This window comes from Buttiauxella sp. JUb87, assembly GCF_004361975.1.
Classification (GTDB): Bacteria; Pseudomonadota; Gammaproteobacteria; order Enterobacterales; family Enterobacteriaceae; genus Buttiauxella; species Buttiauxella ferragutiae.
In genome coordinates this window covers 892,968-916,080 of sequence record NZ_SNVY01000001.1, presented here as the reverse complement: position 1 = coordinate 916,080, position 23,113 = coordinate 892,968, and the positions used below count along the sequence as shown (strand labels likewise).

The window sequence follows — 23,113 nt, the reverse complement described above, 5'->3', positions numbered from 1 at the left end:
CGCCGTACATCCGTAACGGTGAGTTGCTCCAGGTAAAGCGCATTGGCATTGCACGGCCAAACGGCAATAAATTGATTATGGCAGAAGCTGACTGCGAGCCATGCCTTTTCGGCTGGCAGGCACTTGACGCTAAAGCTCGTTCGGTTGTGATTTGTGAAGGTGAGATCGATTACATGACTTATACCTAGCTCGGCATAAATTCGCTGTCAGTGCCGTTCGTAGATGGGAAGCCTTTCTATGATGTGCTGGTGAAGGAGTGCTATCTTGCGGAAGGGCAGGCCGAAAAAGCCTTTGAGGCAATAATTAAAAATTGAGAGATGTGCACAATGTTTTGCCTTTTCACCTTAAAAAGGTTGATTTTATCCGAAGTTGTCGTGTAGCACGCTAGTGCGTGGGAAGTTGTTAATACCGCCATACACACATGAATCCTCGCTTCGGCGGGGTTTTATCTTTTCCGTGGGGTAAAATGAAGTCGCACACCGGACAGCGCCCGGATACCGATACCTGAGCGAGTTCAGTCATCGGTACAGAGTTCATTGCTTTCAATTGTGTATCTATGGGAAATCTACCGGTGTGGAGGCGGTCGTCCAGTCAAGGGTAATCGAAAAACCATTCTCTGCGCTGTCGATAGTGACAATGTAGCCTGCTGAAACGAATGAGTGAATGAGTTCGTTAAGATAACGCTGAGCACCACCATTTGCGGTGACTGGGTATTGTTCCCTGGAGAAAAAACAAGACAGAGAACCCAGCTTATGTAGCTTCGGGTCCCTTAACCCTCTGACAAGTTTACTTGCCATCATCTTTTTTTCCACTTCGGATTGCTGAGTCACGTTACACATGTTTTTTTCATAAGTTTGCCGCAGAAAACGGGCATTGGGTATAATCATTTATTTTAACATTCTTTTTTCAGTAACCTGAGAGCCATCAAAGGCAAATGGTATTTTTGCCATTCATCATCGTGTAAAGAGAAACCTTTGTGAGCGGACAGGCATTAAGTGTTCTGTTTTAGTTTTCGTAAACATACATACCTTCAATGTCCGTATCCCGACGAATGATACGCGAAGTTTGAAGCAGAATGGAAAAGGAAGATGTGTTGTAAATGCAGTAATGTGTCTATTTTTAAATACATTACTTCTTGATGTAGAGTCGGAATATTAGATCGCAACGGATGCGGTCTGACATATTTCGATGATGATGTGCTGACCTCCTTAGCAGTCTTCATCATATTATAATGCAGGTGGTGAATAGAGTGCAGAGCATGAAATTATGCACCTCAGTAATTTGTGTTGAGCTAATAGGTAATCGAATTTGTTAAATTAATGAGGGATATGGTTAAAAAAATATCCATTCATAAGCAGGTAAATAATGAGGGTCGCGGTGGTGATATATATAGCCATGGCAAGCTGTACTAAATGGTTTTGTTTTATTTTTAAACCAAAAAATTTTAATATTTTATTTTCTTGATACATCTCGTTACCTGTTGTTGCGGGTTGTAAAGTTAAGTTGTGGTATAAACACACTCTCACTTTAATATTCTCAATAGCCACATAATACCAGTAAGATATTTAAGCTGGGATTTTATGCGGCGGCATCCCTGTGCTGATGTTTTGTATGCCTGCTATGCATTAAGTTATTTATTTTTTACACACTTATAAAGTGAAGGTGCGAATTGTGAATGGTGTTCTTGAAAAATTCATCGTGGAAAACATTTATTTTAAAATGTGTTTTTTATGGAATTGTTTTTTGAATATGTTAATAACAAGTTCCAGAGGTATTAGTTAGGGTTGCCCTACAAATGTTTTGCTAATACTTTAAACGGCACCGCTACGTCTGGCCAGTCACTTGAATAGAAGTAATCACATTATCGCCACACTTGAGAGTATTTAATGAAAATTTTGAACTTTCAACACTTTCTACTGATGAAGCTTACACACTCTGTAATAAAAATAATTTATGGTAAAACAAAAACGCGCTAAAAATTTCGATTTAAATACCTTGAGTAATACAGGGATGTGCCATGACACCTGCGACCTGCTGACCTGCTGACCTGCTGACCTGCTGACCTGCTGACCTGCTGACCTGCTGACCTGCTGATTAACACACCTCGATGTTAATCATGTCTTCATAAGCCACTACACTAAAAGCATTTAATTTTTAAGCGAATTGCACCGCTTACATATTGTGTGCTGTACATTTTATTTATGTTTCAACGAGACAACAAATGGCTCCAATGATCTATTGTTCTAATCTGTTGAATTTAAAATGCTAATTGACCATGCGAGAATCTTATATATCTACGCAACTGATTTTTTAAAAAGGAATTAACGGTAAAACCATGTCGTCTATCGAAGTAAAAGCCAACCAGTCAGAAAATGTTTTCCCTTATCAGTGCCCCCCTCATCGTGAGGAGATTGACCTACTGGAGATATTGGCAACCTTGTTTGCAGCCAGAAAGCAGATAGTTGTCATCATGTTTCTCTTTGCCCTGGCTGGCCTGGCTGCCAGTTTCCTGATCCCGCAAAAATGGACCAGCCAAGCCATTGTTACCAAATCTGAAAAAAAGCAGGTAATTGAACTGACTCACTCGGTGATAAATATGGCAGCGCTGGGCGTAGACGTGAAAGTTGAAGTGGACAGCATCTATAATACGTTTTTGAAAATGTTTGATTCTCAAGAGTTGCGTGGAGAATTTCTTGCTCAATCGCCTTATGTTAAGGCGCTGTTGGACAATAAAGAAGTTAATAAGAGTGAGCTGAACCGGGCGATTACCATTGTGTCGGGGAATTTTAAGTCCCAGAACAACAGTGATCCGAAAAATACAGATAGCGCACCTTATTCTTCCTGGACCCTGAGCTTCACAGCCCCTGATGCCAATGACGCTCAGCAGCTGCTGGAAAACTATATTCAATTTATTGTCGCCAAAGTGAAGAAAAAAGTGATGGAAGATCTGAAAAACTCTATCGATCTAAAAATTTCGACAGAGAAAAGTAAGCTGGCATTAGAACGCGCGTATCTTGAAAATCAGCATCATATCAAGGTGCAACGCCTTGTTTACTCTCTACAAGTAGCCAACGCTGCAGGGATCAAAAAACCGGTCTACAGCAATGGTCAGTCGGTCAAAGACGATCCTGATTATTCTGTTGCACTGGGTGCTGATGGTTTAACTGAAAAGCTCAAGATTGAGAAATCCATTAACGATGTCGCTGAACTGAATGCACAACTGCAGAACAGTGAGCATTTGTTAACTCAGCTTAAAGCGATTCATCTCGGTGATGTTAATTTCACGCCGTACACTTATCAGATGCAACCTTCTTTGCCGGTGAAAAAAGATGGCCCGGGTAAATCCTTAATTATTGTTCTTGCAGCGCTTCTGGGCTTATTGGTTGCTTCGGGTATGGTATTGGTGCGTCATGTGATGGGGAACCGCATGGAAAAGGAACAGCTGATCTAAGACCTTTTTTACGTTTTATGAATTAATGGCTCCCAGAGGGAGCCATTGTTGTTTGTAGCTTCGTCTCATTCAGACGATATCCAGTTTCTGGCTACTTAGCGTCGGTGTTCCCGCCATATTCCTTCTTCAACCTATTACGTTGTGTCATTGGTAGTTAGGAGGTTCGCCTTTATTCTGGATAAGTAGTCAAAAGTAGGGAATATCCGATGCATACGCTTTGTCAGTTTGGCAAGTATGATGTCTTTGGCACCCGGTAAACCTTCCACATGCGATTTGCTTCGAGTCCTGCCTTTAGCTGGTCGTCCTTGACCGGCTTGATTAGATTCTTTATGTGACTAACCGAAGATCATTTTTGTGACTGGCTCAGGTCGACACCCGCGTTACGCAGCATTTTAAGTATTTCGTATAGAAGGTCACTGCGCGTTGAGCCGACAATACGCGGACTGATGACATAACCGGTCACGCTCAGCACAATGCCATTCGGCCCCAACTCCTTAAAACTCACTGATGGTGCAGGGGCTTCAAGAATCGATTCATGCTGACGATAAGCATCCAGCAATAAGGTACGAACCTGTTCTGGATCGATATTCAGCGGGAAGGTGAGGGTGATAGTCGCCACACCCTGTGCATTACCCATTGTGGCATTACGCACATTTTGCGAGATAAGCTGCGAGTTTGGCACAATCACCGTGGATTTATCACTGAGCTGGATCTCGGTGGCGCGAACGTTAATACGGCGAATATCTCCTTCAACCCCACTGATGCTGATCAAATCACCCACTTTCACCGGGCGCTCAGTCAACAGAATCAGACCGGAGATGAAGTTCTTCACAATCTCTTGCAGACCGAAACCGATACCGACCGATAAGGCACTGACTATCCATGCCAGTTTGTTCCACTCGATGCCAAGCATAGAGAAGGTCAGCATGATGATTAACACATAGCCAATGTTGGCAAACAGTGTCACCAACGAGGCACGCATCCCGCGGTCAAGCTTGGTTTTTGGCAGGAAATCTTTATCCAGCCAGCGACGCGTAGAGCGTAATACATATAAGCCGACGACAAGGCACAGCAAGGCATTCATCACCCGGGAAGGGATAATATTTGAGCCTTCGAGTCCTTTTCCACCCCATATCTCTGCAACGTTGTTGAGTAACTCAAGAGGTGTGGTACTACCGAAAGTGCCATTTATCAGTGCAACCGTGGCCAGCAGCAACAGCAGGGTTTTACCTAAACCGGTGAACAGTGTGTCGGCAAGTGACAGATGTCGGTCGTTGACGCTCAATGAGCTTTTGAGCATTTTCCCGCAATAGGTGGTCGGCGAAAATACGATGTCACAAAGATCCACCACAAAGTTGGCCAGCAGATACCAGCAACTCAGAACCAGTCCTATCCATAACAATTCAAAGCTAATAAAACGTGCTAGTGGGATATAGCCAATTAACAAGCTAAGTAGAATCACCATTGACGTGAGGCTTATTGCCAGATGAATAAGCCCGGCAATGGTTGATCGTACTTCAGATTCTTCACCCTCATCACGCATCATACGGCGTATGCGGTTGACCCGCAGCGGGGCGACCACGCCGATTATCCCGACCAGCAAGGCCAGCAGGCCATTACCCAACAGCGTCAACTCGATGCTTGCCCCCACCAGGGCATTCAGTTGCTCGAATGTGCCGAAGATAAAGATAGAGATTGCCAGTATGGCTGGAAACGGAGCCAGGATTTTTACGACGGGATCAGCAATACCAGGTAAACGCCAGGAAGGTTGGCGGTGAGAGAGTAACGAGATCCCTAAAGCGGCAACCAACGATGAAAAATAGGTTAACCCTACCAACTGTCCGGCAAACTCATGCACCCAAAGCGAGGTTACGGGCAAACGAGTAAAAATATGGCACAGCAGTTGAACGCAGATCCCCAGCGTTAACAGGCACTCGAGGACGGTGACTGAGGCCAGGAAACTACGGCGAAAACGGCCCTGTGGCAGTACATGCAACAAGATCCAGTTGATAGGTTTATCCAGCACTCTGCGGCCGAATAAACCTATCGTTAGTGCCAGTAGCAAATAGACAGCAGAACCTATCTGCCACTCTTTGTCCCACGCTTGCTGCCAGGCATCACGCAGTTGTGACGAGAATTTGTTGAACCGTGCGACATCCTGATCGCTTGGGTTGAGCAGTGGCGTCCAGAATGCTTCACCTAACAGTGTTCCTGTGTTCAGTGCTATCTGGGTTTTTAGTGCACCGCGTCGCATTTCATCAATTTGCGCTGATAGATTTTGCGCACCAATGGCGATGACTTTGGCCTGCTCAATTTGTGTGGTGAGCAATGCCTTGCTGCTGTTTAAGCTTTTACGTTGGCTCACCACCTGGGTGGTTTCTGTTAACGTGCCGTTCGTGGGAGCGGGGCCTAATACCTCAAGTTGCGCCACGACTTGCGCCAGTTGTGGTTCCAGCGTTGCCATCAGTTGCTCGGTATCATTGGCGAGTAACTGGGCATCATTATTCAAACTGGTGAACTGTTTATCGGTTTTTGCGGTAGAAACCTGCTGTTTAAGCAAGTCCAGCCGTTGTTGTAGCTTTGGTAATATGCTGCTGGAATCAACCTTAACCGATGCTTGCTCGATGGACGGTTCGACGCTTTCATTCGCCCAACTCGTAGATTGGGCGAACAACAGATATGAAAAACATACCAGTAACAGGGATATTCGTAATCTTTTTTGCATAGAAAGCGGCGCTCAGGAATGCGAAAACATTGATGTCAGGGGATAAACAGCTAAGGAAACTTATTCGTCAGAAGAGGCATGCGACAAGTGCTTGATTCAATAGTTGAATAATGAATCTGTGTCACATTAACGGTAAGTTACTATCTGGATTTTACATAAATTCGAGATATGGATCACTATTATTGCCTCATCAAAGCGGAAAAAACCTTGTTGATGCTGATAATTACTTTATTTATTAGTGTGATATTAGTCGTGAAATTTTCTGTGCGAATTACGGAGCGATAAAGGTTAATCAGGTTGCCAGTAATGGAGGCTAAACGGTTGTTCTTTATGCAATTTACATATTCATCATATCCTTCCTGATAAAAACTTCATTTTTAGGTTAAAGTCGCTGCAATTCACAGGCCGAACAGAGCATAAAAGTCTGCCTGCTAAATTCGAATTAAAAATCAATCACTTTTTGGAGAACACAGTATGAATCATGGGCCGCTAAACGAAGAAGAACTGGAATGGCTGGATGACACTCTCACCAAATACGGGAGTGATGATTCCGTACTGGATGTCTCTGAACTGGATGGGATGTTAACCGCGATTCTTTCTGCACCGAAGATGATTACGCTTGCCGACTGGCAAGCAGCAGTGTGGGGCGGTGAAAAGCAACTTCCGCATTGGGAAAACGCACAAGAACAGCAGCGCTTTAACGAGCTTGCTTCTCAGCATATGAATGATATTGCAGAACGTCTGTGCCATGCACCTGACCAGTTCGAGCCACTGTTTGGTTATCGAGAAGTGGACGGAAATGATTACACCATCGTTGAAGAGTGGTGTTTTGGCTACATGCGCGGTGTCGCGCTAAGTGGCATTACAGCTTTGCCAGAAACACTGCAAGGCGCGCTGGAGGCGATAGCCTTACATGGTGAAGAAGCCAATATCGCTAAGCTGGAACAGATGACCGAAGAAGAATATGAAACTAGTCAGGCAGCTATTGGGCCAGCAGCACTGGAATTACATCGTTATTGGCAAGCACAGTCTGCGACAGAAACCGTTCATTAATCACACTTTTTAAAATATTTATTTCACAAACAAAGTATTCACTAAGCGAATACTTTGTTTGCTTTAATTTCCGCTAAACCATTCCTCCCAACGAACCTAAGTTAAATAGCAGCCTAAAAAACTGATCTAACTTATCTATACAAAACAAATACCTGACTACCCGTAACGCCCTTCATCAGCTAAATGTTGCCACCTTAGTTGAATGAAGTTATCTTTTACAATTCATAACAATCTTACATCGTATTCTTTACACTTATGGTATAATCAACGCGGGAAAGGACTATATCAATAATCATAATTCGACTAAGCGCGAGTCTAACAATGCTGAGAAATTCGCTGAAATTTACCCATGGAGGGTATCCAGTATTTATTAAGTTAGTTGATTTCATTTGTATTAACTCGATTTTAATATTGAGCGCCTTGCTATTATCGATGGAATCAACTAGCACTGTATTAATGTTCAGCATTCTCTTCTCTACCGCATTTTTACTATTTGGTGAATATACCGAGCTTTATCTACATCGACCTAAAAACTGGAGTGTGCGTGGCCAGTTGCGTTTGATCTTATGTTCCTTCTTTACTGTTGTTTTTGTTGAAGTTATTAGGTTTTTATCTGGTGGTTTGCAATCAGTGGGTTATTTAAACGCGCTGGAAAATAAGTTTGTTCCTGTAACTCTATTTTGGTATGCGATTCCTCTTTTTTTACTTTATTTAATCCATTTATTTATTCTCAAGAAATCAACGAAAAAGAACATTCGCGTAGCTATTGTTGGGGTGACATCTAACGGGCTGGCCGCAGAAACTGCATTGCTCAAAGAATATTCAAATGTGAAGTTAGATATGGCGTTTTACGATGAACGTGATGCTTCACGATTTAGTGAGTTGATTGACCGAATTAATAGCCCTTTTAAAGGTTCAGTCAGTGGTTTGGTTGAAGAGGCAAAAGCGGGTAGGATCGATGAAATCTATATCGCTTTACCGTTAGTTGCGTTGGAAAGGATTCGCCATTTCCTGGCGGTGATGTCCGACACGACAGTCGACACTTACATCGTGCCAGACTTCAATTCTTACAGTTCTCACATGTCGGAGCTGCGCTCAGTCCATAATTTACAAACCATCAGCATCCTGAGTTCACCGTTTGAAGGTTTTGGTTCCTTTGTCAAACGTGCCGAAGATTTGGTACTGGGGAGTATTATCATGGTATTGATTTCTTCTCTGTTATTGGTGATTGGTATCGGGATAAAGCTGACTTCACGTGGGCCGGTATTTTTCAAACAAGACCGTTACGGCTTGAGTGGGCAAAGAATAAAGGTCTGGAAATTCCGGACTATGCGCGTTATGGAAAACTCAGACACTGTCGTTCAAGCGACCAAAGACGATCCGCGGGTTACCCGCTTCGGCGCCTTTTTACGTCGCACATCGCTTGATGAACTACCGCAATTTTTTAATGTGCTACAAGGCAGCATGTCGATTGTTGGCCCAAGGCCGCATGCCGTCACGCATAACGAGCAATATCGCAAGCAAGTGGAAAACTACATGATTCGCCACAAAGTTAAACCTGGGATCACAGGATTGGCGCAAATTAACGGCTATCGTGGCGAAATTGATGCACTTTATAAAATGGAAAAGCGCGTACAGTACGATATTGAATACATCCAAAGCTGGTCGTTGTGGCTAGATATCAAAATTATTATAAAAACTATTTTCAAAGGATTTATCGGGAAAAATGCATATTAAATATATTCTCGTTGCCGGAATAGTTTTAACGCACCCGGCCCTGGCGGACTTAACCCCGAAATCTCATATCGGCTTTGCAGGTATTGATTTTCAAGGCACAGCGGGTGTGAATTATGGTTATGACGATAATGTGACTTATCAGCCACATGATAGCGATGCTATTGGCTCAAACTTCTTGAGCGTTACTCCGGTATTAAGCATGGCGGGCGAAAGATACCAGGATAAATACCTGGTAATATATTCAGGTGATTATCGCAATTATAATAATGACTCTGCGGATAACTACAATGACCACTTCTTCCGTTTTAACGGCGTGTGGCGTTATGGATTAAAGCACGGGTTAATGTTCAATGTTGAAGACTCAATTGGCCATGAAGACCGTGGGCGTGGTATCACCGAAGGTTTTGTACCTGAGCAATTTCAAGAGTTTGGCATCGAATCGCCGCTGACCACCAACTTGCTCAATAGCGAACTACGTTACAGCTACGGAGCACCTGAAGGGCGTGGAAAAGCCGAAGTCGCCCTGCTGTATAAAAAGCTTCGTTTTGGTAATACCCAGGATGCACAGAATACCGACGACGACTTTTACAATTATATTCAAGAGCAAGAATGGTATGAAAATAGTCTGGTAGCCGAAATTTTCGACCAGTACTCACGGGAAACTCGTTTCCGTTATAGCTTTATTACTAACCAACGGCATTATGATAATGCTAATGAAAAAGACAGTAACGAATATTATTTGATGTACGGAATAAAGTCCCAGGTGACGGGAAAAACCAACATCGATATGAACGTAGCCTGGTTGTATAAAACGTTTCAGAACAACCCTGACTCGCAGGATTTTAATGGACTAAACTGGGATATTCAGGGCGAGTGGAAACCACTCAAACAGGCTATTTTTACGGCGCATACCTCGCAACGCATTAAAGACCCTTCAGAAGTTGGGGGCTACATTCTGGTTTCGCAATACGGTATTTCTTATCAACATTTTTGGCTCAACGATCGTTTCTCTACCTTGTTAGATTACTCCTACACCACGGAAGATTATAAGAAACAAGATAAGGATAGAACGGACAGAGATGGCGTATTCACATTTTCTATGAGTTACGACTTCAGACCTTCGGTTAATTTTGAACTGAAATATCAAATAGATACCTTGCGTTCGAATAAAGAGACCGATTCGTTCTATATCGGTGCTGACGACGACCGTGAAGTCCTGAGAACATTGGGCTACGACAATTCGCTGATTATGTTTACAGCTAAGGTGCAGATTTAAAATGAAAATAATGAAACTCTGGGCATTTTTATTATTCACGGTGCTTTTGGCTGGGTGTACAGCATCTAAGCCACCACTCATGGATAATCCTGATGCTGAATCAATGGGATATCTTCTCGATGCAGGTGATACCGTCAGTATAAATGTCTACGGCGAACCTGATATGACGATGAAATTTATTATCGATAAAAGTGGAACGATTACCTTCCCTTATATCGGTAAATTAGTGCTGAAAGGAAAAACGCCGGAACAAGTGAGTGCCGAGTTAACCAATCGCCTAAGTGGAGATTATCTGCAAAACCCAATGGTGACCGTGAATATTGCGGAATTCCGTAAATTCTTTGTTTCAGGCGAAGTGAAGAACCCGAATGGTTTCGCCTACGAACCTGGACTCACGGTTGAAAAATCTATTGCACAGGCCGGTGGTTTCACTGACCGAGCGGATCGTAAAAATATCAATATTCGTCTGTCGGGGAGTAACCAATTGCTTGAGAACGTGGACGTCAGACACTCCGTTCACCCCGGTGATATCGTTATAATTGGCATGGGCTTCTTCTAACTATGAAACTATCAATCGTAGAAAATGGCAAGAAGCGAGAAAGCGCGATCGATTTCTCCAGGTTTGCCAAAGAAATTAAAAAGAACAGTTGGAAAATCCTCCTCGCCGGCGTGATTGCGGGGGCGGTTGCCTGGCCATTAATCAGCATGATGACATCTAAGTATGTCTCAACGGCGACGGTGCTTATCAAAGCCCAGCCGGATAATATTTCCCCTTTCCCGCAGGTAGACGGTTATGACTCGACACGTAATGGTTATTACGAAACTCAATATGCATTGATGCAGTCGCGTATTGTGCTGGAGCAGGCGGTGCGCAATTTGAAACTGGATGAAAATCCTGATTTCATCGGCGCAAATTCGGACAGCAAAAATGCGAATACGCCTGAGAATCAGCAAGCGCGTGTTGATAAGGCACTGAAGACGTTGCTGAAAAACCTGACCATTAACGGTGTGCGCACCACGCATCTGGCATCAATCTCTTATGAATCCTCTTCGCCTGAGGTTGCAGCACAGGTAGCCAATGGTGTGGCGCAGGCGTTCATTGATTACAGTGCGGCGCAAAAGCGCGGCAATACGCTGAAAGCGCGTGAAAGCAACCAGCAGCGTATGCTCGAATTGCAGCAGCAAATTGCCGGGCAAAAGCGGGCCATTGATGATTATCTGAAGCAAGAGGGGTTGTTGACCTTCCGCGGTGTGGATGGTTTTGAAACCGAGCAGTTAAGTATTGTCACTAACCGCCTGGCGGATGCGACTCAGCGTCGTGTTGCGGCAGAATCGCAGTATAACGAAGTGCGCAGAAGCGCCGGGCGATCGCTGGAAGATGTGATCTCACTGCCAGTGATTTCAGACCATGCTCAGATTCAGGATTTACGCATTGCACTCGTTCAGGCGAAACGGACGCTCTATGAACTGCGCAAATCGTATGGCCCGAAACACATCAAGATTCAGGAAGCTCAGGCGCAAGTTCAGGCCGTTCAGGATCAAACCTACAGCGTGCTGGGTGAACTGGAAACTGGCCTGCGTCAGCAATATCAGGCAGCACTGGCTGATGAAAATAACTACCAGAAACAGCTGAATGAGCAAAAATTGATCTTCCAGAAACTTGCTTCGAAACGTGAAGGTTATAACGGGCTGAAACTGGCGCTGGATAAAACGGAAGATTCATATAAAACGCTGTATCAACGCACTCAGGAACAGACGCTGTCCGGTAATTATGCTGATTCGGATGCCGTCTTGTACGACCCGGCGGTACCTGCTGAACGCCCATCTAAACCTAACAAACCGTTGTTACTGGTCATGGTGGTGTTATTCGTTTTGGCTTTTAGCATCATGTACTTCATCGTTAAATCAGCAATGGACAGCACCATTAATAACCTGAGCCAAATGAAGAAACGGTTGAACCTCGAGCCATTAGGTGAGATTCGCCGCTATTCGGGTCTGGGGAGCCGTGCGCAAATCCGCGACGTAATCTCCAATAACCCGCTCAATGCCGATATCATTCACAGTATTCGTACCCGTATCATGCTCGATAATCGCCAGTTGCAGGCGGTTTCGGTGACGTCGACTGACCACGGGGAAGGCCGAACGCTGTTGGCTAACCTGTTAGCAAATTCATTTAGTTTCGATCAGAAAACGCTGCTGGTTGATCTCGATTTCTTCAATAAAGACGGCTTATCAAGTGAGCTGGCGAAACCGTCTGCCCATGGCGTTGCTGAGCTGCTGCGCGGCGAAGGCACGCATGAGAATCTTAGTGTCAAAGTGAATGAAAATCTGGATTTTCTACCTCGTGGCAATGCAACGATCTCCTCACTATTGCTGTTGTCGTCGGAAAATCTTGAGCATCTGATGCGTGAATTACGCAGCCATTACCAGCGTATTATTATTGATGTTGCTGCGGTGAATCAGAGCCAGGACAGCCAGCTGATTAGTCGTGTCATTGATGGGCAAATTTTCATGCTGAAAGCGGGTGCGGCACCGGCGGAACATATTATCCAGGCGCTAGATAAACTCGAAGCTAATCATTCTGTTGTTGTCGGTGTGGTGCTTAATCAGGTCGTGGATAAAAATCTTGAGACAAAAGAGGGTTTACGCTCACTCAACCTACAAACCAGTGAATTGATGAGCAGCACAGGCCGGATATGAGTTTACTGAGAAGCGCGTCCACAATTGCGGGTTCATCAGTCATTTCACAACTGATTGGTGCGCTGTCTATTTGGTTAATTTCACACAAATATGACCTGGCTGAAGTGGGGCTGTACGCGCTTAACTACAGTATTGCGTTGATTGGGGCTCAGGTTTGTACCTTTGCATCACAGCTACTCATTCCTAAGCAGCAAGATGATGAACTGGCGCAAAACGTGGTGTTTTGCTTGTTGCAAAGTCTGATTATCGCTCTGCCTTACGCGCTGCTTACTGCATGGCTGTTTAATCAGAATATTTTCTTCCTTTATCTGCTCACGCTTTCAAATACGTGGATTTTGATTTCGGAAAACTTATCGTTACGTACCGCTAATTTTGGCTTTTTGGTCTTCCAGCGTATCTCTGTCTCCGTGGTAGTGGTGCTCTCCGTGCTACTCACCACGCATATCCAGGCATTTTACTGGGCGTGGGCAGGCTCGATGATGGTGTTGACTATTGGCTGCATTCTTCGTGCTTTCGATATTCGTAGTGTGCAACTGGCACATTTGAGCCCCAAAAATAACCTCGCATTCTTTAGTAAGCACGTTCATCACATCACTAAAGTCGGTAGTGCGGAAGTGCTGGCGATGGCGAACAGTAACTTGCCTATCATGTTGATAAACTTTTGGTTCTCAGCATTGACTGCGGGTTATTTTTCTATTGTCAGCCGCTTCTGCCTGGCGCCAGTGGTGATTGTCGGGAATGCGGTACGCAACGCTATTTTCTCGAAATGGTCGATAGATTTCAGGCATAACACCTTTAACTTTGAAGAGTACAAAAAGGTCCGTTTGCTGCTTCTGGTATTGGGTGTTGTGTGTACACTGGGGGTGTTTCTGTTTTATCCCATCGTTATGCACCTGGGCTTTAGTGAGGACTGGATAAACTCGATTCCCACTTCACGCTACATGTTGCCATATTTATTCCCGGCTTTAGCGGTGTGCCCGTTGACCGTGATTGAACTGATTTTTGGTTCGCACCGTTATTTCCTGCGTATCCAGTTTGAACAATTAGCGATTGTACTGATTGCGTTTGTCATTGTGCCTTATTTTTATAATGACTATGCCACTTCGATTATTCTGTTCTCAGTACTGACTTTCGTTCGTTATGCGTTTATTTATCTCAAGGTAAATAAACGCGCCAATCTTTTGAAAGACAGGCCGGTGGTATTATGAATCTCAACACTGGGAATTATTTACAGACATACTCTTTCATGACCCTGATGGTCTGCGGGTTAGTTCAGTACTTCACGGGTGTGTTGGCGGTGCTGTGGATCCCATTCTTCCTGACATTGCTGATGTTCATTTTGCTGGTGATGCAAACCCGCTATGAAAAATTGCAGTTGGATAAACAAGAAATCGTGGTGCTGACGCTGTACCTTATTTTCATGGTCATGGCGGGAGTATCGACAATTTTGCAGGCCGGGGTGACTGACGCGATTGTCGGTTTTAAAAATGAAATCGCACTTTCACTGGTGATGTTCTGCCTGCTGTTAGGCTTTTGTCGTGAATCGCAGGTCTATCGCGTCACACGTTCTTTATATTGGGTGTTTTACGCTCAATTTCCGGTGGTGCTTTATCAATTGCTGTTTGTTCTACCCCAGCGTGTTGTGGTGCGTGGCGAAGAAGATAAATGGGATTCGGTGGTTGGGACCTTTGGCGGTGACCCATTGGGAGGCGGGAATACCGCTGCGATGGGGTTGTTTTGCCTGCTGATTATGTTGTTAAAAGTCTCCGAATTTAAGCATGGGCTAACCAGTTTTAAATCGATGGCCTTGCATGTCATTTTGGGTTTTGGCTTGTGTATTGTCGGTGAAGTGAAATTTGTCATTCTGTTGTCACCGATATTACTGGCATGGGTTTGGTTGATGCCGAGCTTCGTAAAAGGCATGAATAAAGTGAATATCAAAGCCCTGCTGTTGATATTCACCGCTATGGCATTACTCATTGCCTTCGCCATTGTCATTTTAGCGGCGGGTTATTCCACGGCCTATGGTACTGACCCTACACAAAGCTCGCTTGCTGTTTTTATTAACTCACTCAGTTACATTTTTGACCCAAACTATATTCTGCCTTCAGGTGAAGTGGGGCGTTTTACAACACTGCTATTCTGGATAAAAAATAACGATCTTTGGGGGCTTTCAGGGACGCTATTTGGTTACGGATTAAACGCGACCAACAGCGGAAGTGTGGTGTCGCCAGGCTTCCTGAATCTCACCTATAATTTAATTCTCGATTCGACTTCTTTGAGTATGTTGCTCTGGGAAGTGGGCGTGGTGGGAACCCTTTTGTTTATCGGTTTAATTCTCTACATCCTGAAAATTGTGCAACCTAAAGCTCTGTTAGATCGCGAGCAATTAGACCCACAGGATCTGCAATTACTCAGTTTTGCGCCTGCATTTAATGTTTTTGCTATCAGTTGCTTACTGAGCTTGCCCTACAGTCAGATACTCACTATCACACCAATGCTCCAATTCCTGTTCTATCTGGCACTGGGCTCAAGTCTGGTTATTCGTCGAACCGTATATCGTTTTGCAGAGCAATAATATGAGTCATAAACCGTTTATCTCCGTGAGCATTAAAACACTTAACGAAGCCAAGTGTATTGAAAAAACGATTGATAGTATCCAGCAGCAGATTGCTGAATATCCTCATAAAATTATTGTTGCCGACAGCTTATCAACCGATAGCACTCAGCAATTGGCCAGCAATAAAGGGGTCACCGTGGTGTCGTTAACCCAGCCTGCGGATCGCTGTTGTGGCGTTGGCCATCAACTTGGCTATCTGTATAGCGAAGGTGAATATTTGTTGTTGATGGACGGCGATATGGAGCTGGAAAAAGGATTTATTGATAGCGCTATTACCTTTCTGCAAAACCATCCCGAATATGCTGGTGTTGCGGGAACGGTGGAAATGGATGATGCCTCTAACTATGAATTTAAATCGCGCAAACAGCGGCTACATGAAATTTATCCGCTAGGGGATTGCGACCATTTAGGGGGCGGTGGTTTATATCGCCGCACCGCAATAGAAAAAATTGGCTATCTGACCAACCGCAATCTTCATGCCTATGAAGAGGCTGAACTTGGCATGCGTTTAGTGGATGCGGGTTATAAATTACACCGCCTGAATGTGCCTTATTTCAGCCACACATCGCACAATATGCCGACACTAAAACTGCTGATGTACCGTTGGCGCAGTGGGTATAACAAAGCTCCAGGTGAATTATTACGCAGTGCCTGGGGTAAACCCTGGTGGCCCATTGCCATAAAAATGGTCAAAAACGAGATGATTTTTGCGACCTATATGCTGCTATTACTGGTGGCGATATTAACCTTTAATATTGATATTATCGCGCTGGCTTTATTGCCGCTGATTGCATTTATCATACTGAAAACGATTAAAAATCGTTCATTAATTAATGGCTTGCAAAGTGTACTTAATTTAGCCGTACTCTCTGCGGGATTAATCAAGGGATTGACTCATCCTGTGCGCGATCCTATGACGCCACCCGACAGCAAAGTCATTCATGAATAGGTGGCCACGATGAAAATTTTACTGGTAAACAAGTTCTTCTACATTAAAGGTGGCGCGGAAACTGTCTATTTCCAGGAACGCGAAATGCTGAAACAAGCAGGCGTCGAGGTGATTGATTTTTCCATGCAGCACGAGAAAAATTTCCCCTCTGACTATGCTGATTATTTTGTCAGCAATGTCGATTACCATAAAGGAAGTAACCTGCTCGGCGGGATTAAGACGGCAATTGAATTTATCCACAACAACGAAGCCTGCAAAAAAATGAAGGCTCTGCTTGAGAAAGAGCGCCCGGATATTGTTCATTTTCACAACATCTACCATCAGTTGACCCCATCGATAATTAAAATTGCCCGGGATTTTGGCTGTAAAACGGTATTAACCGCCCACGATTATAAAATTGCCTGTCCTTCCTACGCCATGTTACGCGACGGCAAAGTTTGCGATGCCTGTATTACGGGCTCAGTATTTAATGCGTTTAAATATCGCTGTTATGAAGGTTCAGCATCCAAGAGCTTGCTGCTGACCTTAGAAGCCACCTGGCAATATATTGCTAAGAATTATCAGGCTCTTGACGTCATTATTTCACCCAGTGAGTTTCTGCGCGGCATCATAAGACACACGTTGCCAAATTCACGTATCGAGGTGATTGTTAATGGCATTGATGACAGCCAACCCTTCGAAGGTATTGAAGACCACGGCTATTTGCTGTTTGTCGGGCGTATCAGCCCTGAGAAAGGGATTCAAACATTAGCGCAGGCTCATGAGCTAATGCGTAATAAAATCCCGCTGAAGATAGTCGGCCATGGCCCGATCTATCATGACCTGATGAAGCAATTCCCGCAGGCAGAATTCCTCGGTTATGTACAACAAGGCGAAGGATTAGACTCATTGATTAAGCATGCGCGCGCGATCGTCGTGCCTTCTGAATGTAATGAAAATTGCTCGATGTCGGTGTTAGAAGCCATGTCGTTTGCGCGGCCGATTGTGGGCTCGCGTATTGGTGGGATCCCCGAACAAATACGTGATGGTGTGGATGGTGCATTATTTGAACCGGGCAATGCTCAGGAGTTGGCGAATATCCTTGATTTTCTGGCTGAAAACCCGGATAAAGCACACCACATGGGGTTAAACGCCCACCAGCGGCTCTGTGATAAATACGCCATGCGTAATCATATGGAAGCGTTGCTTAACTTGTACCAAGAACTGTTGAGCAAACCCTAATATGACCAGGAAAATTACTGTCATTGGCACACGTGGCATACCCGATGTGTTAGGCGGAGTGGAAACACATTGCCAAAATCTTTATCCGGCTATCAAAGAACAGTTTGATGTGGATATTTGTGTTATCGCTCGCGCTCCGTATGTTGGTTACAGTAAGTCGCAGTACAAAAATGTGGAAACCGTGGCGCTATGGGCACCTAAAAAACGCTCACTGGAAGCCATTGTTCATTCCGTTTTGGCTGCGTTTAAGACCTGTTTTGATAAATCCACTATTGTTCATGTGCATGCCATCGGGCCGGGCCTGGTAGTGCCACTGCTACGTTTACTGGGTAAGAAAGTGGTGTTTACCCATCACGGTCCTGATTATGAACGCCAGAAGTGGGGCCGAGTTGCAAAACAGGCTCTCTTATTAGGTGAAAAGTTTGCGGTTAATTATGCCAATGAAGTGATCGTTATTTCTGAAGTGATTAATCAACTGATTCAGAAAAAACATGGTCGCATGGATGCTCATCTGATTTATAACGGCGTAAATACTCCGCAAACGCAGGCCCCGGAGATGATTCATAAAACACTCGACCGTTATGCCCTGAAGCCTAAGAATTATCTTGTTGCGGTGGGGCGTTTTGTGGAAGAGAAAGGGTTTCATGATTTAATTACTGCCTACCAGCAATCAGGGGCGTCCGAGCCATTAGTTTTGGTTGGCGATGCGGATCATCCTTCTGATTACAGCATGCGCCTGAAGGAATTAGCGATAAAAACCCCGAATGTCATTCTGACCGGTTTTTTAAAAGGTGACGCACTGAAGGTGGTATTTTCTCAGGCTAAGTTATTTATCATGCCGTCGTATCACGAAGGATTACCTATAGCGCTGCTGGAAGCTATGTCTTATTCATTGCCTGCTGTGGTGAGTGATATTCCGGCAAATCTGGAAGTCGGGTTGCCCGCAGATGCCTATTTTAAAGTCGGTAACGTGCTTGATTTAGCTGAAAAAATTAACGAAAAACGTGGGTTGGCTAGTGCGGATTACAGTAAATATCTGCAAACCTACGACTGGCGTGAGATTGCCAGGAACACGGTAAGTGTCTACCATTCAATAGATAAATCAATAGGTTAAATTTGACGAATTCTACTCGACGCCCAATCGTCATCGACAGATTCTATGAAGTGCTTGATGAACAAACTCAGGCGCAGCTCACTGCTGAGCAAAAGCAGGAGATAGAGAACGCGATCGTTTCTATCACGCTCTCGTCGCACCATCGGATCGATATTCGTAAAAGCTTTCCCTTTTTTGGGACGCGCTACTACATGGTCTTTTTGCTGGGAAGAGATTTACGCAAACGGTTACGTAAAGAATCGACGCTGGTGCGTATCGTTGTGACGTTGCTGATTCTTTGTGGCGCAGTTTTCGCCATTTTGTGTCTATTCTTAACTCTCTACATGATCAAATCCGCTGTGGGAATCGACCTGTTTCGTAATTTCCACGTCGGGATTTGGGATTGGTGGCTCAGCTTGCGAAGTAACTGATCCTGGGAAGTTAACGCCCCAACAGAAGCAGGAAAGACTATGAATATGAAAACGTTAGTTTCACTGATGTGCATGGTTTTTCCGGGGGCGGTAATCGCCGTACCGACGACAGTTGTAACGCCAAAGGCACTGTCTGGCCCCATCACCAATCCCGGAACGGGAATCGCCAGTTTTCATCAAGGTTTTGGGCAACAACTGACGCCCGCGCAATATCCTGATACCGGGATTGAATACGAGCGTTTTTACTGGTCTGAGCTTGAGCCGGTAGAAGGGCAGTATAATTTTGCACTGGTCGATGATGCTTTCAGGTTTGCGGCGGCGCATCAACCGGCGATGAATGTCGGATTGCGGGTTATGGTTTTGGATGGCCCCGAGAGCGGGAGCAAAATCCCTGACTGGTTGATCAGAAAAGGGGTGAAAGGAGTCTGGACACCCGATAGAAAAACCTTCGCGCCGAATTTAGATGACCCTATTTTTCTTGAATACAGCCAGCGCCTGCTGAATGCCTTCGGTAAACGCTACGACGGTAATGAAAATCTTGCTTACATCGATATCGGCATGGTGGGCTCCTGGGGCGAATGGCATAACAGCAACTTCCCTTCCTTGCCGCCCCTTGAAGAACGCTACACGCCAGCCCAACTAGAAAAGTACGTTAAAATGCACTTCACAGCATTTCCTAAAACGCCAAAAATTATGCTGATTGCCGGTAACGAAAATCTCGCGAGTGCAGTGAGGCGAGGTGCAGGCTGGCGTGCTGACTGTCTTGGGGACTGGCGGAACTTTTCCACAACCTGGAATCTCATGGAAGATGATTATCCTCCGCGCTTAGAGGCAGCCCAGGCGGCATATTCCGGCTTTAACGATGCCTGGAAACGCTCGCCGATAAGTTTTGAGATCTGCGGTCATATGACGGAGTGGAAAACAGTACAGCACTATACCCGTGAAGAAGTGCAACGAACATTTGACTGGGCCATAGAGAAACATGCCAGCACGATTAATCTGAAGTCGAGTGAAGTGCCGGTGATGTATCGAGCCATCGTCGATAACGCGCTGACAAAACTGGGTTATCGTTTCCGTTTAGTCTCGTTAAGCCATGATTCTGTGGTCACCAGAGGCAGTACCCTGACGCTGAATAGCCAGTGGGCGAATGATGGCATTGCACCGAGTTACCTGAAATATGATGTGGTATATCGCCTGGTAAATAATACGAACAAAGTTATCGCCCTGGGGAAAACATCGGATGACATTCGCAGCTGGCTGCCAGGTGAGCGTTCACTGAGTTATCGTCTGTCACTGCCTGTGGCTTTAGCGAATGGGCAGTATTATATCGAGGTGGCGATGCTGGACTCTCAAGGCAAGGCGAGAATTAATCTGGCTAACGAAGGCAAACAGAGTGACGGTTGGTATCGGGTGTCGAAGGTCCGCGCTCAATAATACCCTTCATTCTTCAAGCTGCATCTTTGTTGGCTGCGTTCACGAGCCCGAATCACTTACTTTAGTAAGCTCATCGGGACTCGCTCTCTTGCCGCCGCGATGCGACTTGAATTATTGTGGGTATTGAAGCTATGACGGCTAAGAACCAAAGCCGTTCGGGTTATTTTTCTGCCAGTTCCAGGTATCACGCATCATTTCATCAAGTGAACGGGTCGCGATCCACCCCAGTTCTTGTTTGGCTAAGGAAGAATCTGACCAACATTCCGCCACATCACCCGGTCTTCTGGCGACGATTTGATAGTTAATTTTCGTTTGTGCGGCCTTTTCAAAAGCCTTAATCAGGTCAAGAACGGAATAGCCGACACCGGTCCCCAGGTTGATGGCTTTGAATGGTGAACCCTCAGCTTTATGGTCTAACGCCGCCAGGTGCCCGCTTGCCAGATCCAGAACATGAATATAATCACGAACCCCGGTTCCATCCGGCGTTGGGTAATCGTTGCCGAATACCGACAGACATTCGAGCTTTCCGATTGCCACCTGAGAAATATATGGAACCAGGTTGTTAGGAATACCGTTGGGATCTTCACCAATACGCCCTGAAGCATGCGCACCAACCGGGTTGAAATAGCGTAAGCAAGTAATGCGGAACTCAGGTTGTGCATGCGAAAAATCACGCAAAATCTGCTCAACCATTAATTTCGACGTCCCGTATGGGTTAGTCGTACCACCGACTTGGCACTCTTCGCTTAGTGGTACTTTTTCGGGGTTACCGTATACCGTTGCGGAAGAGCTGAAGATAAGGCTATTGACACCAGCGCGTAACATCTCATTGAGCAAAATCAGCGTCCCAACGACATTGTTCTCATAATATTCCAGCGGCTTTCTGACTGATTCGCCTACGGATTTTAAACCAGCAAAATGAATAACATCGGATATGTTGTGTTTTGAGAAGATCTCTTTTAGCGCTTGTTTGTCTAAAATATCGGCAACATATAATGTTGGTACTTTCCCGGTTAATTCTGTCACCCGCTCCAAAGATGTTTTAGACGAGTTAGAGAGATTGTCTATAACGACGACATCATCACCTCTTTCCAGTAATGCCAGAACGGTATGTGAGCCAATATAACCAGCACCACCAGTTACAAGAATTGCCATAGTATCTCCAGATTAAGATTACAAAATGCGCGTATTGATGTGACCCTCAGTCAAGTCGTTCAATAGTATCAGCAATCAACCAGCCATTCATCTGGTGTTTCAGGCAAAAAAATGCTTCCTGTATTTAACAAAACACTTAAAGAAAATCTTTTTTAACGGCGATAACAGGCTGAATGTCAAATTTTTAGTATCATAGGCAATATAATCATTTGTGAAATTTAAAGTATGAATACCTGCGCTTTGATTGATTGTTGGAACAATATTAGCAACAAGTTTCTCTTCAAAAATCAAAGGGCTTAAATTAACTATCTCTTTGATATAAACGGACTTACCATAAAAACCTAAATGACACTCTTGGGTTAGAATATAAAGTTTGTCATCGATGGAATAGGGGGTTCCAGCACCACGATGGTGGCGGTTACATAATGTTAATGAGGGTTTTATTTTTTTCCACTCACCGAATAAGTCCCTTGCTGTATGAATGACAATATCGTTATCCAGAGTCGTAGAAATAAGATAGTGGGTTCCCTCATGAGTGAAGAGAACATTATCGGTATATTCGACGTTGGAAAGTAATACTTTTACTTTTTCCCAACGATCAGGGAATTCAATAGATTGAAAAAGAATGACTTCCTTTCTCTCTGATGACTCCGGAATCATATACAGTTTGTCGCCTGAGCTAAACATAAAAGGAAATGACAGGTGACATTTCAAATCGTCAAAACCTTCCAGTTTGATATCTTCTAGCTCTTCCAGTTGGTTATTCAGAATACGACACTTCAGGAATCCCTTAGAGTTCAGGAAACTAAATGCTTCATAGAAAACATACAGCTTATCGTCTTTTTCGATAATAAAAGGGTCGGCCTGGAAAGTGTATTTTTTATTAAGCAGTTGTGCTTTGGAATTGCTGAGAATATCCAGAGTATTATCAGGAAACGAATGTGTATCATTTTTAATAATCATGATGTCCCATGATTCATGGAAAAATAACTTTTTAATTAATTTATTGTTTTTGTTCAACATTTATCATCTTGTCCATGTTAGTAATCACCAGATGCAGGAAGAAAATGACAGGTACTATTTTAAATTATAAGTCATGCTTAAGGTTATAATTACGGTAAGAAATAGTAACCAAAGAGACGCAATACCGCTTTCTGGCTAACTGCCGCCCGCTGAGTTGGGCTTAGCTGTCGCCGATAGCAAACAACGAAATGCTGCTGTTTTGCAGTATAGACGCTCATGCAATATTCGCCTTTCTTAAAAATGCC

Annotated in this window: 17 protein-coding genes and 2 pseudogenes; 14 read left to right on the top strand and 5 right to left on the bottom strand. The window is 44.5% G+C overall.

The window, feature by feature from the left end; all coding sequences use genetic code 11:
* Positions 1–2: 2 nt before the first annotated feature.
* A pseudogene (locus EC843_RS24745) lies at positions 3–185 on the top strand (hypothetical protein); the annotation flags it as partial.
* A 369-nt stretch (positions 186–554) separates the two neighbouring features.
* Here EC843_RS24745 and EC843_RS04215 read toward each other — a convergent pair.
* Positions 555–797: a hypothetical protein gene (locus EC843_RS04215; protein ID WP_166642032.1), complete on the bottom strand. Its 243-nt coding sequence runs from the start codon at positions 795–797 to the stop codon at positions 555–557.
* 1,538 nt (positions 798–2,335) lie between these two features.
* Between EC843_RS04215 and wzz(fepE) the strand changes: the two genes are divergently transcribed.
* The gene (gene wzz(fepE), locus EC843_RS04210) at positions 2,336–3,451 is read left to right on the top strand and encodes an LPS O-antigen length regulator Wzz(fepE) (protein WP_133521688.1); all 1,116 of its coding nucleotides are present in this window, start codon (positions 2,336–2,338) and stop codon (positions 3,449–3,451) included.
* Between the two features lie 346 nt (positions 3,452–3,797).
* Here the strand turns inward: wzz(fepE) and EC843_RS04200 are convergent, their stop codons facing one another.
* Entirely contained in the window at positions 3,798–6,176 is a 2,379-nt protein-coding gene (locus tag EC843_RS04200; RefSeq protein ID WP_133521687.1) for a DUF3772 domain-containing protein, read from the bottom strand.
* 474 nt (positions 6,177–6,650) lie between these two features.
* Here EC843_RS04200 and EC843_RS04195 point away from each other — a divergent pair.
* The 12 genes and pseudogenes from EC843_RS04195 to EC843_RS04140 all read left to right on the top strand — a co-directional run.
* A pseudogene (locus tag EC843_RS04195) lies at positions 6,651–7,208 on the top strand (UPF0149 family protein); the annotation flags it as partial.
* Positions 7,209–7,550: 342 nt separating this feature from the next.
* Complete coding sequence (locus EC843_RS04190) at positions 7,551–8,966, top strand: undecaprenyl-phosphate glucose phosphotransferase (RefSeq protein ID WP_133521685.1); 1,416 nt, start codon at positions 7,551–7,553, stop codon at positions 8,964–8,966.
* Entirely contained in the window at positions 8,956–10,242 is a 1,287-nt protein-coding gene (locus EC843_RS04185) for an outer membrane beta-barrel protein (protein ID WP_064545716.1), read from the top strand. The genes EC843_RS04190 and EC843_RS04185 overlap by 11 nt, the downstream gene beginning before the upstream one ends.
* A 1-nt stretch (position 10,243) precedes the next feature.
* On the top strand, positions 10,244–10,801 hold the full coding sequence (locus tag EC843_RS04180) for a polysaccharide biosynthesis/export family protein (protein WP_121813747.1): 558 nt from the start codon (positions 10,244–10,246) through the stop codon (positions 10,799–10,801).
* Between the two features lie 2 nt (positions 10,802–10,803).
* Positions 10,804–12,942, top strand: a complete 2,139-nt coding sequence (locus EC843_RS04175) for a polysaccharide biosynthesis tyrosine autokinase (RefSeq protein WP_064545720.1) — start codon at positions 10,804–10,806, stop codon at positions 12,940–12,942.
* The gene (locus EC843_RS04170; protein ID WP_064545722.1) at positions 12,939–14,150 is read left to right on the top strand and encodes a hypothetical protein; all 1,212 of its coding nucleotides are present in this window, start codon (positions 12,939–12,941) and stop codon (positions 14,148–14,150) included. The genes EC843_RS04175 and EC843_RS04170 overlap by 4 nt, the downstream gene beginning before the upstream one ends.
* Complete coding sequence (locus EC843_RS04165) at positions 14,147–15,520, top strand: hypothetical protein (RefSeq protein WP_064545725.1); 1,374 nt, start codon at positions 14,147–14,149, stop codon at positions 15,518–15,520. The genes EC843_RS04170 and EC843_RS04165 overlap by 4 nt, the downstream gene beginning before the upstream one ends.
* Before the next feature lies 1 nt (position 15,521).
* Positions 15,522–16,511, top strand: a complete 990-nt coding sequence (locus EC843_RS04160) for a glycosyltransferase (RefSeq protein ID WP_133521684.1) — start codon at positions 15,522–15,524, stop codon at positions 16,509–16,511.
* A 9-nt stretch (positions 16,512–16,520) separates the two neighbouring features.
* The gene (locus EC843_RS04155) at positions 16,521–17,732 is read left to right on the top strand and encodes a glycosyltransferase family 4 protein (protein ID WP_064545730.1); all 1,212 of its coding nucleotides are present in this window, start codon (positions 16,521–16,523) and stop codon (positions 17,730–17,732) included.
* 1 nt (position 17,733) lies between these two features.
* Complete coding sequence (locus EC843_RS04150; protein ID WP_133521683.1) at positions 17,734–18,846, top strand: glycosyltransferase family 4 protein; 1,113 nt, start codon at positions 17,734–17,736, stop codon at positions 18,844–18,846.
* A gap of 2 nt (positions 18,847–18,848) precedes the next feature.
* Positions 18,849–19,256 (top strand): hypothetical protein, encoded by a 408-nt coding sequence (locus EC843_RS04145; protein WP_064545734.1) that lies wholly within the window; start codon positions 18,849–18,851, stop codon positions 19,254–19,256.
* Positions 19,257–19,295: 39 nt separating this feature from the next.
* The gene (locus EC843_RS04140) at positions 19,296–20,690 is read left to right on the top strand and encodes a DUF4832 domain-containing protein (RefSeq protein WP_133521682.1); all 1,395 of its coding nucleotides are present in this window, start codon (positions 19,296–19,298) and stop codon (positions 20,688–20,690) included.
* A gap of 138 nt (positions 20,691–20,828) precedes the next feature.
* Here EC843_RS04140 and galE read toward each other — a convergent pair whose 3' ends face one another.
* The 3 genes from galE to EC843_RS24955 form a co-directional block, all read right to left on the bottom strand.
* Positions 20,829–21,845 carry a UDP-glucose 4-epimerase GalE gene (gene galE / locus EC843_RS04135; protein WP_064545738.1) on the bottom strand — a complete coding sequence of 339 codons (1,017 nt, stop codon included), beginning with the start codon at positions 21,843–21,845 and terminating at the stop codon, positions 20,829–20,831.
* Between the two features lie 99 nt (positions 21,846–21,944).
* Entirely contained in the window at positions 21,945–22,868 is a 924-nt protein-coding gene (locus EC843_RS04130) for a hypothetical protein (RefSeq protein WP_133521681.1), read from the bottom strand.
* An 89-nt stretch (positions 22,869–22,957) separates the two neighbouring features.
* Positions 22,958–23,086 carry a hypothetical protein gene (locus EC843_RS24955; protein ID WP_269811637.1) on the bottom strand — a complete coding sequence of 43 codons (129 nt, stop codon included), beginning with the start codon at positions 23,084–23,086 and terminating at the stop codon, positions 22,958–22,960.
* Between the last annotated feature and the right edge of the window lie 27 nt (positions 23,087–23,113).

Bases quoted from the DNA above. Each gene is read 5' to 3' on its own strand.
- EC843_RS04215 (WP_166642032.1), bottom strand. From the start codon at position 797: ATGGCAAGTAAACTTGTCAGAGGGTTAAGGGACCCGAAGCTACATAAG.
- EC843_RS04200 (WP_133521687.1), bottom strand. From the start codon at position 6,176: ATGCAAAAAAGATTACGAATATCCCTGTTACTGGTATGTTTTTCATAT.
- EC843_RS04190 (WP_133521685.1), top strand. From the start codon at position 7,551: ATGCTGAGAAATTCGCTGAAATTTACCCATGGAGGGTATCCAGTATTT.
- EC843_RS04185 (WP_064545716.1), top strand. From the start codon at position 8,956: ATGCATATTAAATATATTCTCGTTGCCGGAATAGTTTTAACGCACCCG.
- EC843_RS04180 (WP_121813747.1), top strand. From the start codon at position 10,244: ATGAAAATAATGAAACTCTGGGCATTTTTATTATTCACGGTGCTTTTG.
- EC843_RS04175 (WP_064545720.1), top strand. From the start codon at position 10,804: ATGAAACTATCAATCGTAGAAAATGGCAAGAAGCGAGAAAGCGCGATC.
- EC843_RS04170 (WP_064545722.1), top strand. From the start codon at position 12,939: ATGAGTTTACTGAGAAGCGCGTCCACAATTGCGGGTTCATCAGTCATT.
- EC843_RS04165 (WP_064545725.1), top strand. From the start codon at position 14,147: ATGAATCTCAACACTGGGAATTATTTACAGACATACTCTTTCATGACC.
- EC843_RS04160 (WP_133521684.1), top strand. From the start codon at position 15,522: ATGAGTCATAAACCGTTTATCTCCGTGAGCATTAAAACACTTAACGAA.
- EC843_RS04155 (WP_064545730.1), top strand. From the start codon at position 16,521: ATGAAAATTTTACTGGTAAACAAGTTCTTCTACATTAAAGGTGGCGCG.
- EC843_RS04150 (WP_133521683.1), top strand. From the start codon at position 17,734: ATGACCAGGAAAATTACTGTCATTGGCACACGTGGCATACCCGATGTG.
- EC843_RS04140 (WP_133521682.1), top strand. From the start codon at position 19,296: ATGAATATGAAAACGTTAGTTTCACTGATGTGCATGGTTTTTCCGGGG.
- galE (WP_064545738.1), bottom strand. From the start codon at position 21,845: ATGGCAATTCTTGTAACTGGTGGTGCTGGTTATATTGGCTCACATACC.
- EC843_RS04130 (WP_133521681.1), bottom strand. From the start codon at position 22,868: ATGTTGAACAAAAACAATAAATTAATTAAAAAGTTATTTTTCCATGAA.
- EC843_RS24955 (WP_269811637.1), bottom strand. From the start codon at position 23,086: ATGAGCGTCTATACTGCAAAACAGCAGCATTTCGTTGTTTGCTATCGG.